17 protein-coding genes and 1 riboswitch are annotated in these 18,048 nt (G+C 60.2%); of the genes, 10 read left to right on the forward strand and 7 right to left on the reverse strand.

Annotation, left to right across the window (positions count from 1 at the left end):
* Window positions 1-15: 15 nt before the first annotated feature.
* On the forward strand, window positions 16-975 hold the full coding sequence (locus tag NOM06_RS17070; protein WP_005339232.1) for a LysR family transcriptional regulator: 960 nt from the start codon (window positions 16-18) through the stop codon (window positions 973-975).
* Here the strand turns inward: NOM06_RS17070 and trpS are convergent.
* Both trpS and NOM06_RS17080 read right to left on the reverse strand, forming a co-directional pair.
* Entirely contained in the window at window positions 954-1,967 is a 1,014-nt protein-coding gene (trpS, locus tag NOM06_RS17075) for a tryptophan--tRNA ligase (RefSeq protein WP_255912489.1), read from the reverse strand. The genes NOM06_RS17070 and trpS overlap by 22 nt on opposite strands.
* Window positions 1,968-2,159: 192 nt before the next feature.
* The gene (locus tag NOM06_RS17080) at window positions 2,160-2,597 is read right to left on the reverse strand and encodes a universal stress protein (RefSeq protein ID WP_005339229.1); all 438 of its coding nucleotides are present in this window, start codon (window positions 2,595-2,597) and stop codon (window positions 2,160-2,162) included.
* 401 nt (window positions 2,598-2,998) lie between these two features.
* On the opposite strand from NOM06_RS17080, the gene fabV reads away from it, so the two are divergent.
* The 6 genes from fabV (at window position 2,999) to NOM06_RS17110 (ending at window position 9,988) form a co-directional block, all read left to right on the forward strand.
* Complete coding sequence (gene fabV / locus NOM06_RS17085; protein ID WP_255912490.1) at window positions 2,999-4,186, forward strand: enoyl-ACP reductase FabV; 1,188 nt, start codon at window positions 2,999-3,001, stop codon at window positions 4,184-4,186.
* Between the two features lie 92 nt (window positions 4,187-4,278).
* Window positions 4,279-4,803, forward strand: a complete 525-nt coding sequence (gene ftnA / locus NOM06_RS17090; protein WP_005339225.1) for a non-heme ferritin — start codon at window positions 4,279-4,281, stop codon at window positions 4,801-4,803.
* Window positions 4,804-4,952: 149 nt separating this feature from the next.
* The gene (locus NOM06_RS17095; RefSeq protein ID WP_255912496.1) at window positions 4,953-6,137 is read left to right on the forward strand and encodes an NAD(P)/FAD-dependent oxidoreductase; all 1,185 of its coding nucleotides are present in this window, start codon (window positions 4,953-4,955) and stop codon (window positions 6,135-6,137) included.
* An 81-nt stretch (window positions 6,138-6,218) separates the two neighbouring features.
* Window positions 6,219-7,892 (forward strand): sensor histidine kinase, encoded by a 1,674-nt coding sequence (locus tag NOM06_RS17100; RefSeq protein ID WP_255912491.1) that lies wholly within the window; start codon window positions 6,219-6,221, stop codon window positions 7,890-7,892.
* Between the two features lie 46 nt (window positions 7,893-7,938).
* Window positions 7,939-8,682, forward strand: coding sequence for a LytTR family DNA-binding domain-containing protein (locus NOM06_RS17105; RefSeq protein WP_058052680.1), 744 nt, complete (start codon window positions 7,939-7,941; stop codon window positions 8,680-8,682).
* Between the two features lie 109 nt (window positions 8,683-8,791).
* Window positions 8,792-9,988 carry an MFS transporter gene (locus tag NOM06_RS17110; protein WP_180343646.1) on the forward strand — a complete coding sequence of 399 codons (1,197 nt, stop codon included), beginning with the start codon at window positions 8,792-8,794 and terminating at the stop codon, window positions 9,986-9,988.
* Window positions 9,989-10,061: 73 nt separating this feature from the next.
* Here the strand turns inward: NOM06_RS17110 and NOM06_RS17115 are convergent, their stop codons facing one another.
* From NOM06_RS17115 to NOM06_RS17130, 4 genes are all read right to left on the reverse strand, one after another.
* The gene (locus NOM06_RS17115) at window positions 10,062-11,186 is read right to left on the reverse strand and encodes a 5-(carboxyamino)imidazole ribonucleotide synthase (protein ID WP_255912492.1); all 1,125 of its coding nucleotides are present in this window, start codon (window positions 11,184-11,186) and stop codon (window positions 10,062-10,064) included.
* Window positions 11,183-11,692 (reverse strand): 5-(carboxyamino)imidazole ribonucleotide mutase, encoded by a 510-nt coding sequence (purE, locus tag NOM06_RS17120; RefSeq protein ID WP_255912493.1) that lies wholly within the window; start codon window positions 11,690-11,692, stop codon window positions 11,183-11,185. The genes NOM06_RS17115 and purE overlap by 4 nt, the downstream gene beginning before the upstream one ends.
* 63 nt (window positions 11,693-11,755) lie before the next feature.
* Window positions 11,756-12,058, reverse strand: coding sequence for a hypothetical protein (locus NOM06_RS17125; RefSeq protein WP_005321666.1), 303 nt, complete (start codon window positions 12,056-12,058; stop codon window positions 11,756-11,758).
* A gap of 4 nt (window positions 12,059-12,062) precedes the next feature.
* Window positions 12,063-12,989, reverse strand: coding sequence for a sodium-dependent bicarbonate transport family permease (locus NOM06_RS17130; RefSeq protein WP_005342109.1), 927 nt, complete (start codon window positions 12,987-12,989; stop codon window positions 12,063-12,065).
* A 109-nt stretch (window positions 12,990-13,098) separates the two neighbouring features.
* Here NOM06_RS17130 and NOM06_RS17135 point away from each other — a divergent pair, with 109 nt between their 5' ends.
* The 3 genes from NOM06_RS17135 to murI all read left to right on the forward strand — a co-directional run bounded on the left by NOM06_RS17135 (window position 13,099) and on the right by murI (window position 17,032).
* A complete protein-coding gene (locus NOM06_RS17135; protein ID WP_159157888.1) occupies window positions 13,099-14,001 on the forward strand; it encodes a LysR family transcriptional regulator in 903 nt (300 codons plus the stop codon).
* 35 nt (window positions 14,002-14,036) lie between these two features.
* Window positions 14,037-14,215, forward strand: a riboswitch (cobalamin riboswitch).
* Between the two features lie 51 nt (window positions 14,216-14,266).
* Window positions 14,267-16,117 carry a TonB-dependent receptor domain-containing protein gene (locus NOM06_RS17140; RefSeq protein ID WP_255912494.1) on the forward strand — a complete coding sequence of 617 codons (1,851 nt, stop codon included), beginning with the start codon at window positions 14,267-14,269 and terminating at the stop codon, window positions 16,115-16,117.
* A 111-nt stretch (window positions 16,118-16,228) separates the two neighbouring features.
* Complete coding sequence (murI, locus tag NOM06_RS17145; protein ID WP_255912495.1) at window positions 16,229-17,032, forward strand: glutamate racemase; 804 nt, start codon at window positions 16,229-16,231, stop codon at window positions 17,030-17,032.
* A gap of 7 nt (window positions 17,033-17,039) precedes the next feature.
* Here the strand turns inward: murI and NOM06_RS17150 are convergent, their stop codons facing one another.
* Entirely contained in the window at window positions 17,040-17,531 is a 492-nt protein-coding gene (locus tag NOM06_RS17150) for an RNA-binding protein (protein ID WP_064334977.1), read from the reverse strand.
* Window positions 17,532-18,048: the final 517 nt, after the last annotated feature.

The following is an 18,048-nucleotide window of genomic DNA, read 5'->3' on the forward strand; positions in this document are numbered from 1 at the left end:
CTATGGCTAATATCGATGGATAGCTCGCTCGCCCGTCTCGACCTCAACCTGCTCGCCGTATTCGACATGCTGATGCAGGAACGCAATGTCACCCGTGCCGCCGAACGGCTGCATCTCTCCCAATCCACCGTCAGTCACGCCTTGGGGCGGCTGCGGGTGGCGCTGGATGACCCGCTGTTCGTGATGAGTCGGCGCGAGATGATGCCGACCGAGCGAGCCAAGGCGCTAGCCGGTCCGGTGCGCCAGGCGCTGGCGATGCTGGAGCAGGGATTACGGCAGGCCAAAGGGTTTGATCCCGCCACAGCGCGGCGGATTTTCCGTATCGCCACCCCGGGCTCGGTGGAGCACGGACTGGTGCCGGTGCTGGTGGAGCGGCTCCATCGGCAGGCTCCTCACTGTCGGCTTGAGGTGTGCGAGCTGGCCGACAGCAACTACGAGCGGGAGTTGGAAAAGGGGGAGCTGGATCTGGTGATCGGTTTCGCCGGGGCGAATCACCTCTCACCCCGCTTGTGGCGGGAGGAGTGGTTCAACAACCCGCTGGTCTGCCTGTCGCCCCTTGGCAGCGAATTGCCCGATGTGCTGACTCCGGTCGAGTTGGTGAGCCGTCCCCACATCCACACCTCCAGCTGGGGTCACAGTCAGGCGATGGTGGAGCTCTGGCTGGCCCGCTTCGGGGTGGAGCGGGAGTTGGGCGTGCGGTTGCCGAGCTTTATGGCTGTGCCGCCGTTGATGGCGACCGGCCGCTATCTGGTGGTGGTGCCCGAGATGATCGGGCGCCACTTCTGCCGCTACTACCCGCTGCGGATGCACCAGCTCGACCCCGCCATCCCGATCGTCTACCTGATGGCGGGGCACCCGCTGACCGCCCACGACGAGGCGATCGGCTGGTTCAAGAGCCTGTTGCACCAGCTGGTGTTCGACCTCTATGGCGATGATGCGCTCGGTACTCCCGCTCAGCGGATGCTGGCGAAGTAGTCGAGCCCCATGGCGCTTTTCACCTCAGCCAAGACCTCATCTGTGATGATGCGAGCCTGCTCAGTGCCCTGATAGAGCAGTTCCAGCAGCATCTTCTTGTCGGCGATAGCCGCGGCCCGGCGCTCCCGCATCGGGGCGAGCAGGGTTTGCAGGCAGTCATTGAGCACCTGTTTGCAGCGCATGTCCCCCAGTCCGCCTTGTCGGTAGTGCGCCTTCATCTCGGCGACCAGCGCCTTGTCGGGGTGGAAAGCATCGAGATAGGCGAACACCGTATTTCCCTCCACCTGACCCGGATCGTTCACCTTGAGGTGGTTGGGGTCAGTATACATGGCGAACACCGCCTGTTTGACCTCTTCCGCCGACATGCCCAGTTCTATGGTGTTGCCGAGGGATTTGGACATCTTGGCCTTGCCGTCGATGCCGGGCAGGCGGCCGGTGTCGCTCAGGATCGGCTGGCACTCGGTCAGCACCTCTTTGCCTACCAGAGAGTTGAAGCGGCGGACGATCTCGTTGGTCTGCTCCAGCATCGGCAGCTGATCCTCCCCGACCGGCACATGGCTGGCGCGAAAGGCGGTGATGTCGGCTGCCTGACTCACCGGATAGACCAGAAAACCGGCTGGCAGCGTGCGTTCGAACCCTTTTTGCTGGATCTCTGCCTTGACGGTGGGGTTGCGCTCCAGCCGGGCGACGCTGACCAGATTGAGGTAGTAACAGGTGAGCTCGGCGAGGGCGGGCAGGGCGCTCTGCAGGCAAAAGGTGGTCTTGGCCGGGTCGAGACCGACCGCCAGATAGTCGGCCATTACCTCCAGTACGTTGTCGGTCACCTTGGCCGGGTTGTGGCCGTTGTCGGTCAACGCCTGCAAGTCGGCGATCATCACGAATTGACGGTAGTGGTGCTGGGCTTCGACGCGCTGGCGCAGGGAGCCGACATAGTGGCCGATGTGCAGTTTGCCGGTGGGACGATCGCCAGTCAGGATTACGGGGTTGTGCATGTCACTCTCTCCAGTTGGGTGAGCCGGGAGGCGACAAAGGGATAAAAACAGTTGACCGCCTCTCGGCGGTCACGGTGTTTTCTTTGGGAAATCTTGAATAGAAACGCGGTGCCGCCTGTTTAGGAGCAGCACCACCAGTAGTTGTGATTGAATGCGGTCATGTTCATAGCAAATCAAACTACGCCGGTTTCATTACTTCTGCAAGGGGACGACCAGCAGATCGCAGGGCACTGTATTCATCAGCTGACGGGCGCTCGAGGTGAGCAGGCTCCAGAAGCTCTGGCGATGGCCGCACACCAGCAGGTCGATCTCGTACTCCTTGACCGCCTGATTGACCCGCTCGCTCAGATCGCCGCAGATCACCAGCTTCTTCTCGATGGGGTAGTCCACCGAGGCCAGAAATGCCTCCAGCTTCTCTTTCGCTTCGGCGATCACCTGATCCTGCACGTTGTCGATGTCGATATCGATCATCTCGGTGTAGAGATCCTTGAGGTCCACATCGACATGGATAACCGACAGCTTGGCGCCGTTGGAGCGGGCTCTGTCGACTGCCTTGTCGATCACCTTGCGGTTGTCTTCAGAGAGGTCGATCGCGGCCAGAATATGCTTGTAATAGGTTGTTCCACTCATGGGGGTTCTCCTTACCGATCCTTCAGCCCACTATACCAATCTCTGCTGAAACTAAAATGGTGCCTCAGGCACAGTTTTGGGATTTAAATGAGTTTAATGACGTGTGACACAGGGTCAGCCACTCAGTTATTAACCACTATTTGCCTATAAATTAAACAAGAGTTTGACGCCGGTCACACCCCTCGGCTTGCCGATCAGGGGGGAGAGGCATAGGATGGGCCCGTGCTTCGCAATGAACACAAAACAACAAAAAGCATCTGAATACCGCTTTGGGGAGCCACGTGCTCCCTTTTGTTTTTCTGCCTCAATTCCCGCGGCTTTTCTGACTGATCGCGATCCGGCATCAAGTTAATCTCCTTCGATTTGGTTATGCTGTAGCCAGTTTCTTTGGAGGCCTTCCCATGATCATTCATCCCCAGATTCAAGGTTGTGTTGCCCGCAACTGTCACCCCATCGGCTGTCGCGCCGCCGTGCAGCAGCAGATCGAACGGATCAAGGCTGCTGGCCCGTTCAACGGCCCCAAGCGGGTGCTGGTGCTGGGTGCCTCCTCCGGGTTTGGACTGGCGTCGCGCATTGCACTCGCCTTTGGTGCCGGTGCCGACACCATCGGTATCTCCTTCGAGCGCGGCCCTTCCGACAAAGGGCTCGGCAGCGCCGGTTGGTACAACAACATCTGGTTTCGCAAGGAGGAAGAGCAGGAGGGGCGTATCGCCATCAACCTGATTGGCGATGCCTTCTCCGACGGCATGCGCCAGCAGGCCATCGACACTATCCGCCAGCAGCTGGGGCAGGTAGATCTGGTGATCTATTCGCTGGCGAGCGGCATCCGGGTGCTGCCAGATGGCACGCAGGTGCGTTCGGTGCTCAAGACCACCGGCCAGCCGTTCAGCGGTTGGGGATTGGATCTGGAACGCGATACCTTGGTGCAGCAGTCGCTGGCACCTGCCACGCCGGAGGAGATCCGCGATACCGTCACCGTGATGGGGGGCGAGGATTGGCAGCTCTGGATGCAGGCGTTGCAGCAGGCCGGTTGTCTGGCCCCCGGCGCGCAGACCGTCGCCTACTCCTACATCGGCCCCGAATCCACCTATCCCCTCTATCGGGATGGCACCATCGGTTATGCCAAGGAGCATCTGCACGCCACCGCCGAGACCATCAACCTGCAACTGGCCGAGATTGGCGGCCACGCCTGGGTATCGGTCTGCAAGGCGCTGGTGACCAAGGCGAGCGCCTATATTCCGGTGCTGCCGGTTTATCTCGGCTTGCTGATGGGGGTGATGAAGGAGCGCGGCGTCCATGAGGGCTGCATCGAGCAGATGCAGCGACTGTTTGCCGCCAAGATGTACGGGTCCAATGGGGTGGTGGCCGATGGCAACCGGCTGATCCGGATGGATGACCACGAGCTCGACCCGGCCATTCAGGCTGCCGTTTCGGCGCTCTGGCCCAAGGTGACGCCGGACAATTTCCACGGACTGGGGGATTTTGCCGGGCTGCGGCAGGATTTTATGCAGCTCAACGGCTTCGAGCTGCCGGGCGTTGATTATGCTGCGCCGGTGGATGTCGCCTCCCTTGGCGAGCTGACCCCCTGAGCTGAAAGAAACGGGATCTCCCTCTCGTTGGCGGGTTGATTCGCGGCGGGAGTGTGGCGACAATCGATACCAAATCACTGAGGAGAAACAAGATGCTGGCCCAAGCCATGATCGAGAAGTTGAACGAGCAGATTAACCTGGAGTTCTACTCCTCCAATCTCTATCTGCAGATGAGCGCCTGGTGCGAAGACAAGGGCTTTGAAGGGGCGGCGACCTTCCTGCGCCAGCACGCAGTCGAGGAGCGCCAGCACATGGAGCGTCTGTTCACCTATGTGAGCGAGACCGGTGCCATGCCAAAACTGGGTGCCATCGATGCCCCTCCCCACGAGTTCAAGTCGCTGGGCGACGTGTTCCGTACCACCCTGGAGCACGAGTATCACATCACCAAGTGCATCAATGGTCTGGCTCACGTAGCCTTCACTACCCAGGACTACTCCACCTTCAATTTCCTGCAGTGGTATGTGGCCGAGCAGCATGAAGAGGAGAAGCTGTTCAAGAGCATCGTCGACCGTCTGGGTCTGGTGGGTGAAGATGGCAAAGGCCTCTACTTCATCGACAAGGAGCTGGCCGAACTGGCCAAGGGCGCCCCTGCCAGCATCATGGACAGCAACGCCTGATAGTCGTGGACACTTAGTGTTCAGCCAGTACAATAACGGCCCTTTTAAGGGCCGTTATTTATTCTGGTGCGCAGTCACCGTTGTGATGTCAGCCAGAGGCAATCACGGTTCTGGCCAGGTGCCGTTTCTATTTTGATAAGTGAGTGATGATGAAGCAGGTCGATGTGGTGGTGATCGGGGCCGGTGCGGCCGGATTGATGTGTGCGGCGCAGGCGGGCTACCGTGGCCGCTCCGTGCTGGTGCTCGACAACGCCAAGAAGCCGGGCCGCAAGATCCTCATCAGTGGCGGCGGTCGCTGCAACTTCACCAACCATCAGGCTGGCGCTCACGCCTACCTGTCGGAGAATCCCCACTTCAGCAAGTCGGCGCTGGCCCGCTACACCCAGCAGGATTTCATCGATCTGGTGGATCGCCACGGGATCAACTATCACGAGCGCACCCTGGGGCAGCTGTTCTGTCTCGAGAGTGCCAAGGATATCGTCGATGTGCTGCTTACCGAGTGTGACTGGGCCGGGGTGACCCTGCAGTTCCAGACCGAGATCCTCACCGTCAGCAAACAGGATGAAGGCTTCGTGCTGACCACCAGCAAGGGTGAGATCGGCTGCCACTCGCTGGTGGTGGCGACCGGCGGTCTCTCCATGCCCAAGCTGGGCGCGACCCCGTATGGCTTCAAGCTGGCGGAGCAGTTCGGTCTCAAGGTGCTGCCGACCCGCGCCGGTCTGGTGCCCTTCACCCTCCATCAGGCGGAGAAAGAGGCCTTCGCCGATCTGGCGGGCATCAGCCTGCTGGTGGCGGTGACCGCCGAGGATGGCACCCGCTTCAAGGAGGCGATGCTGTTCACCCATCGCGGCCTCTCTGGCCCCGTCATCCTGCAGATCTCCTCCTACTGGCATGCGGGTGAGAAGATCCACATCAACCTGCTGCCGGAGCTGGATATTCCGGCCGCCCTGCGTGAGTGGGCGCAGGCACACCCGGCGCAGGAGCTGAAAACCGTGCTGGGGCGCGAGCTGCCCAAGCGTTTCGTCGACAAGCTGGTGGAGCTGGGCCAGCTGGTCAGCAAGCCGATGCGTCAGTACAACGAGCGTGAGCTGGAAGCGGTGGCCAATCTGCTGGGTGACTGGCAGATCCTGCCCAACGGCACCGAGGGGTATCGCACCGCCGAAGTGACCCTGGGCGGCGTCGATACCAACGAGCTCTCCTCCAAGACCATGGAGGCCCGCAAGGTGCCCGGCCTCTATTTCATCGGCGAAGTGGTGGACGTGACCGGCTGGCTTGGTGGCTACAACTTCCAGTGGGCCTGGTCCTCCGGCTGGGTGGCCGGTCAGTACTGTTGATGTCACAGGGGCTGGTTTATCCGGCCCCGATTTATTGGTCAGGGTTATGGTGATCGGTTGGGTTGCCGCAAGGGGGCGCAGATGCTTGAGAATCAGATGATGTTGTTGGCGGTGTTCGAGCGGGCAGCGCTGATGCTGATGACCCTCTTCTTCCTGACCCGCACCCGGCCGTTCCAGCGGCTGTTCCAGAAGCGGGATCACACCCCGGCAGAGCTGGTGCTGGTGGCCTCCATCTTCGGCCTGTTTGCGGTGTTCAGTACCTACACCGGCATTCCGGTGGAGGGGGCGCTGATCAATGTGCGGATCATTGCCATTATCTCCGGTGGCATCCTGTTCGGTCCCTGGGTCGGCATTCCGGCCGGGGTCATCTCCGGCCTGCATCGCTATCTCATCGACATGGATGGTCACACCTCCATCCCTTGCCTCATCGCCAGCATCATCGCCGGTCTGCTCGCCACCTGGCTGCACCTGCGCTGTCGCAAGTCGCGGCTCTGGCTCTACGGCATTCTGGCGGGGATGCTCTGCGAAGGGCTGACCATGCTGCTGATCTGGCTGCTGACCGAGCCCCACGAAGTCGGGGTGGAGATCGTTAACCATATCGCCTATCCGATGATCGCCGGGGCGCTCTGCATCGGCCTTATCATCAAGCTGGTGCAGGATCTGGATGACGAGAAGGAGCTGATTGCCGCCAAGCAGGCCAAGCTGGCGCTCGATATCGCCAACAAGACGCTGCCTTTCTTCCAGAACATCGATCGCCACTCCCTCAGTCAGGTGTGCGATGTGATCCGGCGCGACATCAGCGCCGATGCGGTGGCCATCACAGATACCCATGACGTGCTGGCTTATGTCGGGGTGGGTAAGGACTATTACGAGCTGGACGAGCACCACGCCATCAGCGGCATGACCCAGCAGGCGGTGCTGCTCGACCAGATCATCATCAACAACGATCTGCGCCAGTATCACCTCTCCGATTTCCACTCGGTCATCATTATTCCGCTGCGGGAAAACGGCTCGGTGAGCGGCACCCTCAAGATCTACTACCGCCGCACCCACAGCATCACCAGCTCCCTGCGGGAGATGGCGGTGGGCCTCTCCCAGCTCATCTCCACCCAGATGGAAGTGTCGCGCATCGAGCAGCTCAAGGAGATGACCCGCAAGGCGGAGTTCACCGCGCTGCAGAGCAAGATCAACCCGCACTTCCTGTTCAATGCCCTCAACGCCATCTCGTCGCTGATCCGCATCCGGCCCCAGCAGGCGCGCCAGCTCATTGCCAATCTGGCAGATTACCTGCGCTACAACCTCAACAAGGGTGACACCCTCATCGACATCAAGGAGGAGTTGCAGCAGGTACGCGACTACGTGGCCATCGAGCAGGCCCGCTTTGGCGACAAGTTGGAGGTGGTGTTCGATGTGGATGACGTGCATATCGAGGTGCCGAGCCTGCTGTTGCAGCCACTGGTGGAAAACGCCATCCTGCACGGCATCCAGCCCCGCAGTGCGCCGGGCCGGGTCACCATCGAGGTGAAACAGCTGGCGGGCGGCATCCGGGTCGCGGTGCGGGACACCGGCTACGGCATCAGTCAGGAGGTGATCGACGGGGTGGCCGCGGGGCGGGTGGAGAGCCGCAGCATCGGCCTGATGAACGTGCATCAGCGGGTCAAACTGCTCTATGGCGACGGCCTGCACCTCAAGCGGCTGGAACCGGGTACCGAAGTGAGTTTCTATCTGCCGGATCAGGAGTCGATGCCATGCTGAGTGCCATCATGGTTGAGGATAAGTGTGTGCCGCGAGAGGTGTTGTCATGCTGAAAGCGATCATAGTGGAAGATGAATATCTGGCTCGCGAGGAGCTCATCTATCTGGTGAATCAGCACAGCCAAATCGAGATAGTGGCGAGCTTCGAGGATGGCCTGGAGGCGTTCAAATATCTGCAGGATCACGAGGTGGACGTGGTGTTTCTGGATATCCAGATCCCCTCCATCGATGGCCTGCTGCTGGCCAAGAACCTGCACAAGTCGAGCCATCCGCCCCACATTGTCTTCGTCACCGCCTACAAGGAGTTTGCGGTGGAAGCGTTCGAGCTGGAGGCGTTCGACTACATCCTCAAGCCCTACAACGAGCCCCGCATCATCAATTTGCTGCAAAAGCTCGAGCATGCGGGCAAGTCGCAGCCAGCCACCACAGGGGAGGCGAGCGGCGAGGGGAGCAGCCCCCACAATCGCACCGTCAATCTGGTGAAGGGGGAGCGCATCATCGTCACCCCCTGCGAGCAGATCTACTACGCGGAAGCCGACGAGAAGCTCACCTATGTCTACACCCGCGATGATCGCTACGTGATGACCATGACCATCAGCGAGTTTGTCAGCCGCCTGCCTGCCGAGGGGTTCTTCCGTTGCCACCGCTCCTACTGCGTCAACATCAACAAGATCCGCGAAATAGTCCCCTGGTTTAACAGCACCTATCTCATCCGGCTCCATGATCTGCCGTTCGAGGTACCGGTCAGTCGCAGCAACATCAAGGCGTTCCGTCAGCTGATGCGGCTCTGATTGTCATTCATTCCCGCCGATCTGCATTTCATGCCTTAATCGATCGGCGCGAACTGCGTCTTGCCTATAGTGGCCTCAATTTCCTTAAGGCCATCGACCGAGACGCATCATGACCATCGATCTGAACCGCACCCGGTACCTGACACTGATCGGTACCATCATCACCCAGTTTGCACTGGGTTCTGTCTACACCTGGAGCCTGTTCAACGCCCAGCTCTCCGACAAGCTGGACGAGCCGGTGAGTCAGGTCGCTTTCGCTTTCGGCCTGCTCAGCCTGTCGCTGGCAGTCGCCTCCTCCATGGCGGGCAAGCTGCAGGAGCGGTTCGGGGTGCGTAACGTGACCCTGGGCGCTGGCGTGCTGCTCGGCATCGGCTTCTTCCTCACCGCCCATGCCAGCAATCTGGCGATGCTCTACCTCTGTGCGGGCATTCTGGTCGGTTTTGCCGACGGTACCGGCTACCTGATGACCCTCTCCAACTGCGTGAAGTGGTTCCCGGAGCGCAAGGGGCTCATCTCCGCCTGCTCCATCGGGGCCTATGGTCTCGGCAGTCTCGGTTTCAAATACATCAACCTGCTGCTGCTCTCCAGCTCCGGCCTTGAGACCACCTTCCAGCTGTGGGGCTTGATTGCGATGTCCATGGTGCTGGTGGGCGGCATGCTGATGAAGGATGCGCCCAAGCAGGCCGCCTCCGTGCAGCAGAGCGAGAGCCGTGACTTCACTCTGGCCGAGGCGATGCGCAAGCCGCAGTACTGGATGCTGGCGCTGATGTTCCTCACCGCCTGCATGAGCGGCCTCTACGTCATCGGCGTGGCCAAGGATATCGGCGAGAAGATGGTGGGTCTGCCTGCTGTGGTCGCCGCCAACGCCGTCGCCATCATCGCCATGGCCAACCTGGGTGGCCGTCTGGTGCTGGGCATTCTCTCTGACAAGATGTCCCGCATCCGGGTCATCACCATCGCCCAGTTGATTACCTTGGCGGGCATGGCGCTGCTGCTGTTCGTACCGCTCAATGCCAATCTGTTCTTCGTGGCGGTTGCCTGTGTGGCCTTCAGCTTCGGCGGCACCATCACCGTCTACCCCTCGCTGGTGAGCGACTTCTTCGGTCTCAACAACCTGACCAAGAACTACGGCGTTATCTATCTGGGCTTTGGTCTGGGCAGCATCATCGGCTCTATCGTGGCCTCCCTGTTTGGCGGCTTTATGGCGACCTTCCACCTGATCCTGGTGTTGCTGGTGGTGGCGCTGGTGCTCTCCCTCACTATCCGTCTGCCGGCTCCCGTGGCGCTGACCACCGAACGGGCCTGACAAGGCTCCCAGCCACAGCAAGCAAAAACAGAGACCCGGGCCATGACCGGGTCTTTGCATTTCCGATGGTCGATCAGCGCGGCGCTAGCCCCAGCAGCTGGCGGGCCTGACGGCAGGTCTCTTCCACCATTGGCCAGTCGTTACCGGTTACCGTGATGTGGCCCATCTTGCGGCCGGGGCGGGGTTCGCCCTTGCCGTAGAGGTGCAGATGCAGGCCGGGCAGCGCCAGCAGGGTGGCCCAGTCGGGGGTGCCGTGCTGCCAGAGATCCCCCAGCAGGTTGATTAACAGGGCGGGGCGCACGGCGATCTGCTCCGGCAGCGGCAGATCGCACAGGGCCCGCACCTGCAACTCGAACTGGCTGCATGCGGCGTTATCGAGGCTGGGGTGACCCGAGTTGTGGGGGCGGGGCGCCAGCTCGTTGACCAGCAATCGACCTTCCACCAGAAAGAACTCCACCGTCAGCACCCCGACGTAATCGAGGGCTGCGATGATGTGCTCGGCGATCCCTTTGGCCTCGCGCTCCAGCGCCGGCATATTGGCCGGGGAGCGGGTCTGATCGAGAATGCCGCCGCTGTGCCAGTTCTGCACCAGCGGCAGGGCGCTGATGGCGCCGCTCGGACTGCGCGCCAGAGTCAGGGCAAATTCCCCCTCCAGTGCCAGCCGTTTTTCCAGCACGCAGGGCACGCCACTGGCTGCCTGCGCCGTCGCCAGCTCATCCAGATTACTCACCTGCCACTGCCCCTTGCCGTCGTACCCTTCGCGGGCCGTCTTGAGAATGGCGGGCAAGAGTTCGCTGGCCTGTGCGGGGATGGGGTCCTCCGCCTGTAGCGCCAGATAGGGGGCGATCGGGATGTTGGCTCCGTGCAGAAAGGCTTTCTCCTCACGGCGATCCTGACAGATGCGCACCGCGCTGGCGCCCGGGCGTACCGGCTTTTGTTTTTCGAGCAGAGCCAGGGTGGCGGCGGGCACGTTCTCGAACTCGCAGCTGATGGCCTCGCAGCGGCTGGCCAGTTCGACCAGTGCACCAGTGTCGTCATAGGGGGCGACAATATGATGATCGGCGGCGGCACCGGCGATGCTGGCCGGGTCGGGATCAAGCACCACCACCTTATAGCCGAGCCGATGGGCGGCCATCACGAAGTAGCGGCCAAGCTGGCCGCCACCGAGCATGCCGAGGGTAGCGGGTGGCACAATCATGTCGGCTCCTCCAGTTGCAGCGCCAGCACCCGATCTCGCTCGTGGGTACGGAAGTCGTCGAGCTGCTGCCGGTAGCGGGGGGCGTCATCATCCCGGGCAACCGAGAGCAGGGAGACCGCAAACAGGGCTGCGTTGGCGGCCCCCGCCTCGCCGATGGCAAAGGTAGCGACCGGCACGCCTTTAGGCATCTGCACGATAGAGAGCAGGGAGTCCATCCCCTTGAGGTGGCGGGAGGGGATAGGCACCCCCAGCACCGGCAGGGTGGTCTTGGCGGCGACCATGCCTGGCAGGTGGGCGGCGCCACCGGCCCCGGCGATGATGGCGCGCAGGCCACGATCGCGGGCAGTGGCGGCATACTCTAACAGCAGATCCGGGGTGCGATGGGCCGAGACTACACGCGCTTCGTAGGGTACGCCGTGCTCCTTGAGGATGCGGGCGGCGGCTTGCAGCACGGGCCAGTCGGAGTCGGAGCCCATTACCAGGCCGATCAGCGGAGGGGTGTTCATGTGTATTGGTTCCTTGCTGTTAAACGTTTGCTTTCGGTAAACAAAAAGAGCCGGCAAGCCGGCTCAAAATTTCTCGGGTCGCACGATTTCGACCGGTTGCAGAAAGGCGATCATGGCGTAGTCGGGGTAGTAGCGACTCTGCAGGTGGGCCAGCAGCCGCTCCGCCTGCTCCCGGCTGCAGATGGCCTCCAGCCGGATGTTGCCGCTCTCGCTCCAGCTGGCGTTGCGCTCGCCATGATCCCCCCGGCCGCGGGCATCTGTGATGGTGTAGCCGCGCAGCCCCTCGCGGGTGAGGGTGCGCAGCAGGGTCGGCTCCAGATTGGCTTCCGTAATGACGGTCAGCAGGGTGCGGGTCTCGGTCTGCATGTGGCTACTCCGTGAAGTGGCGGGCCCAGCTGTGGTAGAGCGGGATCCCCAGCATGATGTTGAACGGGAAGGTGACCCCCAGCACGGCGCTGAGGGACAGCCCCGGGTTGGCCTGAGGCACGGCGATGCGCATGGTAGCCGGCACGGCAATATAGGAGGCGCTGGCCGCTAGGGTAGCCAGCAAGGTCAGGCCGCCGAGAGAGAGGCCCATCAGCTGGCCAGCCGCCAGCCCCAGTCCCGCCGAGGCGAGCGGCATCAACAGGGCGAAGCCGAGCAGGAACAGGCCGTGGCGGCGCAGATCCTGACACTGACGGGCGACGATCAGGCCCATCTCCAGCAGGAACAGCGCCAGCGCACCCTTGAACAGGTCGACAAACAGCGGTTTGAGTGGGGCAATTCCGTCCGGCCCGGCCAGATAGCCGATGGCCATACCGCCGAGAAGCAGGGTTACCCCTTTGCCGAGGAAGGTCTCGTGGGCCAGCATGCGCCAGCGGGTCTCGCGGCTGATGCCGCGGGCCAGCACTATGCCCACCAGAATGGCCGGGATCTCCATCACCGCGAGGAAGATGGAGAGCTGTGATTCAAAGCTGATGCCCCGCTCGGTGAGCCAGTTCACCCCGACCGCAAAGGTGGCGACGCTGACCGAACCATAGTGGGCGGCGGTGGCGGCGGCATCGACCCGGTTCATCTTGAGGCGTAGCACGGCAAAGCCGAGCAGGGTCTGCACCACGCCGAGCAGGATCACTAGCGCCAGTTGTGGCAGCAGAGGTTGCAGGGATTGCTGGGCCAGACCGACGCCGCCCTTGAGGCCGATGGCCAGCAGCAGAAAGAGGGAGAGGGTGTCGTAGAGGGCAGGAGGCAGTTTGAGCTCGGAGCGCACCAGACCGGCCAGCAGACCAAACAGAAAGAAGAGTACAACAACGTCCAGCATGATGGTTCGCAGGGCAGTTCAGATAATGGTTGCATGCTAGAGCCCGCAATGTTTCGATAAAATCAGATTTTCGCTGATGGTTGTTCGGTAAAAACTGATAGGGAACGGCATGCTCAACTACAAACAGCTCTACTACTTCTGGCATGTGGCACGCAGCGGCAGCGTGACGCAGGCCGCCGAACAGCTGCATCTCACGCCGCAGACCATCAGCGGTCAGGTGGCCGAGCTGGAGCAGTCCCTCGGAGTGGCGCTGTTCAACCGGGTGGGGCGGCGTCTGGTGCTGACTGCTGCGGGTCGGCAGGCGCAGGAGCAGGCGGGGGCCATTTTCTCGCTCGGTGCCGAGCTGGAGCACACCCTGCGCCACGCCAGTCAGGAGCTGACCATGCAGGTGGGGATCGCCGATTCGGTCCCCCGCACCTTGGCGTTCGAGCTGCTGGCCCCCGCCATGGCGCTGGCGACCCCGCTGCGGCTGGTGTGTCACGAGGAGCGGGCCGAGCAGCTGTTCAGCGAACTGGCCCGCCACAAGCTCGACATGGTGCTGATCGATCGCCCGCTTCCTCCCGACAGTGGTGTACGCGGCTACAACCACGAGCTGGGGCGCAGCCCGCTGGCGCTGTTTGCCAGCCCCGAGCTGGCGGCGCGGGCGCGGGATGGCTTTCCCGCCTCGCTGGAGGGGTTGCCGTTGCTGATCCCCGGAGAGAAATCGGCCACCCACGATCGGCTGCTGGAGTGGTATCGCCAGCAGCGCATTCATCCCCATCTGGTGGGACAGTTTGATGATTCCACCCTGATGAAGTCGTTCGGCAAGGCGGGGATGGGGATCTTCCCGGCACCGCTGGCAATGGCTGACGAGATTGGCCGTCTCTACGGAGTGGATCGGATTGAGACCCTCACCGACGTCACACTCTCTTACTATCTGGTCTCGGCAGGGCGCCATCTCTCCCATCCCGGTGTACAAGCGGTAATGGAGGGGGCCCAACAGCGGCTGGCGGTGCTGGCTGGCAAGAAATAGAAATCTGGATGGCTATACATCCAGCTTTGCTCTGCCTATAATCCTCCCGCTTTGGCGCATCATGCTTAATAGGGAATCCGGTGAGAATCCGGAGCTGGCGCGCAGCGGTAAGGGGGAACGAAGCGACATCAGGGCACTGCCGTCAGGCGGGAAGCCGTCGCCGTAGGCTATCAGCCCCCGAGCCCGAAGACCTGCCAGAGTTCGTATTTCGGGCCGAGAGAAACCGGCCACGAAGTAGATACTTACGCGAACTTAAGGATCTCTCATGTCGAAGAAATTTCTGGCGGCTGCCCTGTTGCCGACGACGGCGTTTGCCCAAACCACCATCCCCATCAATCCAACTCTGGTCATTACGGCCAACCGCGTGGAACAACCGGTCAGCTCGGTGCTGGCGCCCGTTGTGGTGATCGATCGTGCCGAGATCGAATCTCGTCAGGTTCAGAGTTTGCCCGAACTGCTGAAAACCCTGCCCGGTGTGCAGATAGCGACACTGGGAGGCCGGGGTCACATCAGCAGCCTGTTTATCCGTGGAACCAACTCCAACCACTCGCTGGTTTTGATGAATGGTCGTCCGATTGCCGCCATGGTGGCGGGTACGCCTGATCTCAGCCAAATCCCGCTCGGCAATATCGAACGCATCGAGTATATCCGTGGCCCACGCGCGGCTGTGTATGGTTCCGATGCCATTGGCGGCGTTATCAACCTCATCACCAAAACATCCGCCAAGAATGGCAGCGAGACACACCTGAAGGGCGGTGCTGGCAGCCATGGTTATGGCCAAGGCGAGCTCAGAACGGTTCAGTCATTGGGTCAAAAAACCGATATGAACATGCTGATCGGCTACGAGCGTACCGATGGTTTTGATGTCGTAGCGAATACCAAACAGCCGGATCGGGATGGTTTTGCCAGCCGTAATGGCCAAATTGGTTTGAACCACGCTTTTAATGATGCTTGGAGTGCGGACTTCAATGCTCAGGGCTATGACAATCTCACCGACACAGATGGCAGCACGGACCAGAGTCGGGTACAGGCTTTCCAATATGATGGTGGTCTCAAGTTCCAGGGTAAGGATCTGATCAGTCGACTTGAAGCCAGTTACGGTGAGAATAAGCTGAAGACTTGGCAGGAGGCTAAAGGAGAGGCTAGCGGTGAGCCTATTCATACAGGTTTAACCCGCTTTTCCTGGATTAACAGTTGGAGCGGCATCGAAGGGATGAATCTGACCGGTGGCGCAGATTGGCAGCGTGAACAGATGAAATCTGACTCTCGTGGGAGCGATTGGAGTTCGGGCTCTCCGGTAGTTAGCGGATTCCGCGCTCCTGACCGTGACAACACCGGTCTGTTTGCCGTGGGAAGCTACCGTTGGCAGGCGTTGCTGTGGGATCTGTCCGGTCGGACCGATGACAACCAGCAATATGGTCGTCACAACACCTGGTCTGCCGCCAGCGGGTTGGATATCGATGAGAACCACAATGTGCGGCTGAGTTATGGTACCGCCTTCAAGGCACCTACCTTTATCCAGCTCTATTACCCAGGTTCCGAGAACCCAGCACTCAAGCCGGAAGAGAGCAAGAACTTGGAGTTGGATTTTACCGGCCGTTATACCGGTTGGGATTGGTCGTTGAACTTATATCGCAACAAGATCCAGAACCTGATCGCCTGCCAGAGTGCGTCCTCCACCTGCAGACCGGATAACACGGATGCCGAGATCCACGGTGTAGAAGTGGCGCTGGGTCTGGAAACCGGACCACTGCGCCACGATCTGAGCTTTGATTACACCCGGGCTGAAGACAAAAACGAGGGGGATCAGCAACTGTTGCGTCGGGCCAAGCAGAAAGCCAGCTGGCTGACTCAGGTGCAGTTGGGACCGGTCGCTCTCTCGACCGAGCTGCTCTACGTCGGCAAACGGGATGACAAGAACTTCAACAGCTTTCCCGTCCAGCGAGTGGAGCTTGGCTCCTATACACTGCTCAATCTCGGTGCCAACTATGGCGTCACCCCCCAGTTCACTTTGGGGGGGCGTATAGACAACTTGTTCGATCGTGATTACGCCCCCGCTTATGGTTACGCATCGCCGGGTACCGAGTTCAAAGTAACTGCCGACTACCGCTTCTGATGCTTTATTCGGTTCATCTTTGAAAAACCGAGGCCCTGCCATTGGCAGGGCCTTTTCTATTGGCGGCAGGCGGGAGTATGATCGCCGCCTTGCACCAAAGGGGGAGGTCAAGTGGCCAATATTCTCGTGTTTGACTCCGGTATGGGTGGCCTGACCATCTACCGCGAGATCCGTCGCGTCTTGCCGGCACACAACTATTTCTACTGCTTCGACAATGCCAACTTCCCCTATGGTGAATTGAGCGAGCCTGCCCTGATTGCTGCCTGCACCCGCTTGGTGACCACCATGGTGGCCCGTCATCAGATCGATCTGGTGGTGATTGCCTGCAACACGGCCAGCACCATAGCGCTGCCGGCCTTGCGTGAGGCACTGGATATTCCCGTGGTGGGGGTGGTGCCAGCCATCAAGCCCGCCGCTGCACAGACTCGCAACGGTTGTATCGGTCTGCTGGCTACGCCAGGCACCGTCAGCCGCCACTATACCCACGAACTGATCGCCCAGTTTGCTCCCGGCAAGCGGGTGCTGCTCAAGGGCACCACCGAGCTGGTCATAGAAGCCGAACACAAGCTGGCGGGCCTACCGGTCAATATGGCGCTGCTGCGCGAGGTATTGGCCGACTGGCTGGAAGGGGAAGAGAAGCCGGATACGCTGGTGCTCGGTTGCACTCACTTCCCGCTACTCAATGAAGAGATTGGGCAACTGATGCCGCAATGCATGCTTATTGACTCGGGCAGTGCTGTTGCCAAACGGGTTGCCTGGTTGCTGAACAATGGCGGGCATGCCGCCGTGCAGCCTGTACATATAGAAGAGGTGATTGCCAGGGCTTACTGTACCCGGCTGGATGGGGAGGCCCAAAAACTGACAGCCCCCTTGCAAGCATGGGGGCTGTCATCACTGGAAGAGGTGAAGTACTGACGAGCCGTTAGGCGTCAGTTTCGCTACCTTCTCTTTCCTCTTTATCACGTTTGTCATTCGCTTCACGCACCTTGAGGGTGCGCTGCTGATACTCTTTGTCATTCAAAGCGGCAATCGCCTTGGCAGCATCGGCGGCGGGCATCTCCACGAAACCGAAACCTCTGCGCTTGCCGGTTGCCTTGTCCTTCATCAACCGCACGGAAATTACCTGGCCCTGTTCGGCAAACAATTCGCGCACTGCAATCTCATTGGCGCGATAGGGCAGGTTGCCTACATATAAGGTGCAAGTCTCCTGATTGGCGATCGACTCAGCGACATTAGCCGAGGTTCGCTTCAGGAACAGCGGTACCACGAAACCGCCGATGGCCAGACCTGCTGCAAAAATCACTTCCGCTTTCAAAGAGAACTGCAGGGCCTGGGCAACCAGGTAGCCAACCACTGCCAATACCAGAGCAAGGATTGCGGCCTGCATATATACGGGAAACTTGGATAAATTCATCTTAAAAGACCTTTTGTAAATGAAAGCAAAAAAGGTGCAACACTATATTCACCTCCATGGTAACCAGCTTTCCTGATTGGCGCTACCATGGACCACTCGGGAGAGGTTATCGGCTCCAGTATGGCATTCCCAAGGTCACTAAAGGCGACATAAATGACGCTAAAATGGGAGTGAAATAACCGGATTGTGGATAACGTTGTATATATACACTGAATAAGCTGTTTCTAATTGAATAATTTGAAATTTTCGTGATTTTCTTCAAAAAAAGTCTTGTCATCCCGGCGCGGCTCCCTATAATGCGCCCCTACCAGCACGGCGGAACACGCCAACCTGATGAGCCAGCTTCCTAGCGAAGTCGGCGCCGAAAGAAAAGCGAAAACAATCGCTTGACTTTCGAAGTGAGAGGCGTAATATGCGCCTCCTCAACGCGACAAGCGTGACGCTCTTTAACAATTTGAATCAAGCAATCTGTGTGGGCACTCACAGCATCGAACATCAAAAACAATTTTTGATTTTC

Origin of the sequence: Aeromonas sp. JL9, assembly GCF_024436075.1 — a bacterium.
Taxonomy (GTDB): domain Bacteria; phylum Pseudomonadota; class Gammaproteobacteria; order Enterobacterales; family Aeromonadaceae; genus Aeromonas; species Aeromonas veronii.

Coding starts and splice junctions, on each gene's coding strand:
- NOM06_RS17070 (WP_005339232.1), top strand. CDS start 16: ATGGATAGCTCGCTCGCCCGTCTCGACCTCAACCTGCTCGCCGTATTC.
- trpS (WP_255912489.1), bottom strand. CDS start 1,967: ATGCACAACCCCGTAATCCTGACTGGCGATCGTCCCACCGGCAAACTG.
- NOM06_RS17080 (WP_005339229.1), bottom strand. CDS start 2,597: ATGAGTGGAACAACCTATTACAAGCATATTCTGGCCGCGATCGACCTC.
- fabV (WP_255912490.1), top strand. CDS start 2,999: ATGATCATTCATCCCCAGATTCAAGGTTGTGTTGCCCGCAACTGTCAC.
- ftnA (WP_005339225.1), top strand. CDS start 4,279: ATGCTGGCCCAAGCCATGATCGAGAAGTTGAACGAGCAGATTAACCTG.
- NOM06_RS17095 (WP_255912496.1), top strand. CDS start 4,953: ATGAAGCAGGTCGATGTGGTGGTGATCGGGGCCGGTGCGGCCGGATTG.
- NOM06_RS17100 (WP_255912491.1), top strand. CDS start 6,219: ATGCTTGAGAATCAGATGATGTTGTTGGCGGTGTTCGAGCGGGCAGCG.
- NOM06_RS17105 (WP_058052680.1), top strand. CDS start 7,939: ATGCTGAAAGCGATCATAGTGGAAGATGAATATCTGGCTCGCGAGGAG.
- NOM06_RS17110 (WP_180343646.1), top strand. CDS start 8,792: ATGACCATCGATCTGAACCGCACCCGGTACCTGACACTGATCGGTACC.
- NOM06_RS17115 (WP_255912492.1), bottom strand. CDS start 11,186: ATGATTGTGCCACCCGCTACCCTCGGCATGCTCGGTGGCGGCCAGCTT.
- purE (WP_255912493.1), bottom strand. CDS start 11,692: ATGAACACCCCTCCGCTGATCGGCCTGGTAATGGGCTCCGACTCCGAC.
- NOM06_RS17125 (WP_005321666.1), bottom strand. CDS start 12,058: ATGCAGACCGAGACCCGCACCCTGCTGACCGTCATTACGGAAGCCAAT.
- NOM06_RS17130 (WP_005342109.1), bottom strand. CDS start 12,989: ATGCTGGACGTTGTTGTACTCTTCTTTCTGTTTGGTCTGCTGGCCGGT.
- NOM06_RS17135 (WP_159157888.1), top strand. CDS start 13,099: ATGCTCAACTACAAACAGCTCTACTACTTCTGGCATGTGGCACGCAGC.
- NOM06_RS17140 (WP_255912494.1), top strand. CDS start 14,267: ATGTCGAAGAAATTTCTGGCGGCTGCCCTGTTGCCGACGACGGCGTTT.
- NOM06_RS17150 (WP_064334977.1), bottom strand. CDS start 17,531: ATGAATTTATCCAAGTTTCCCGTATATATGCAGGCCGCAATCCTTGCT.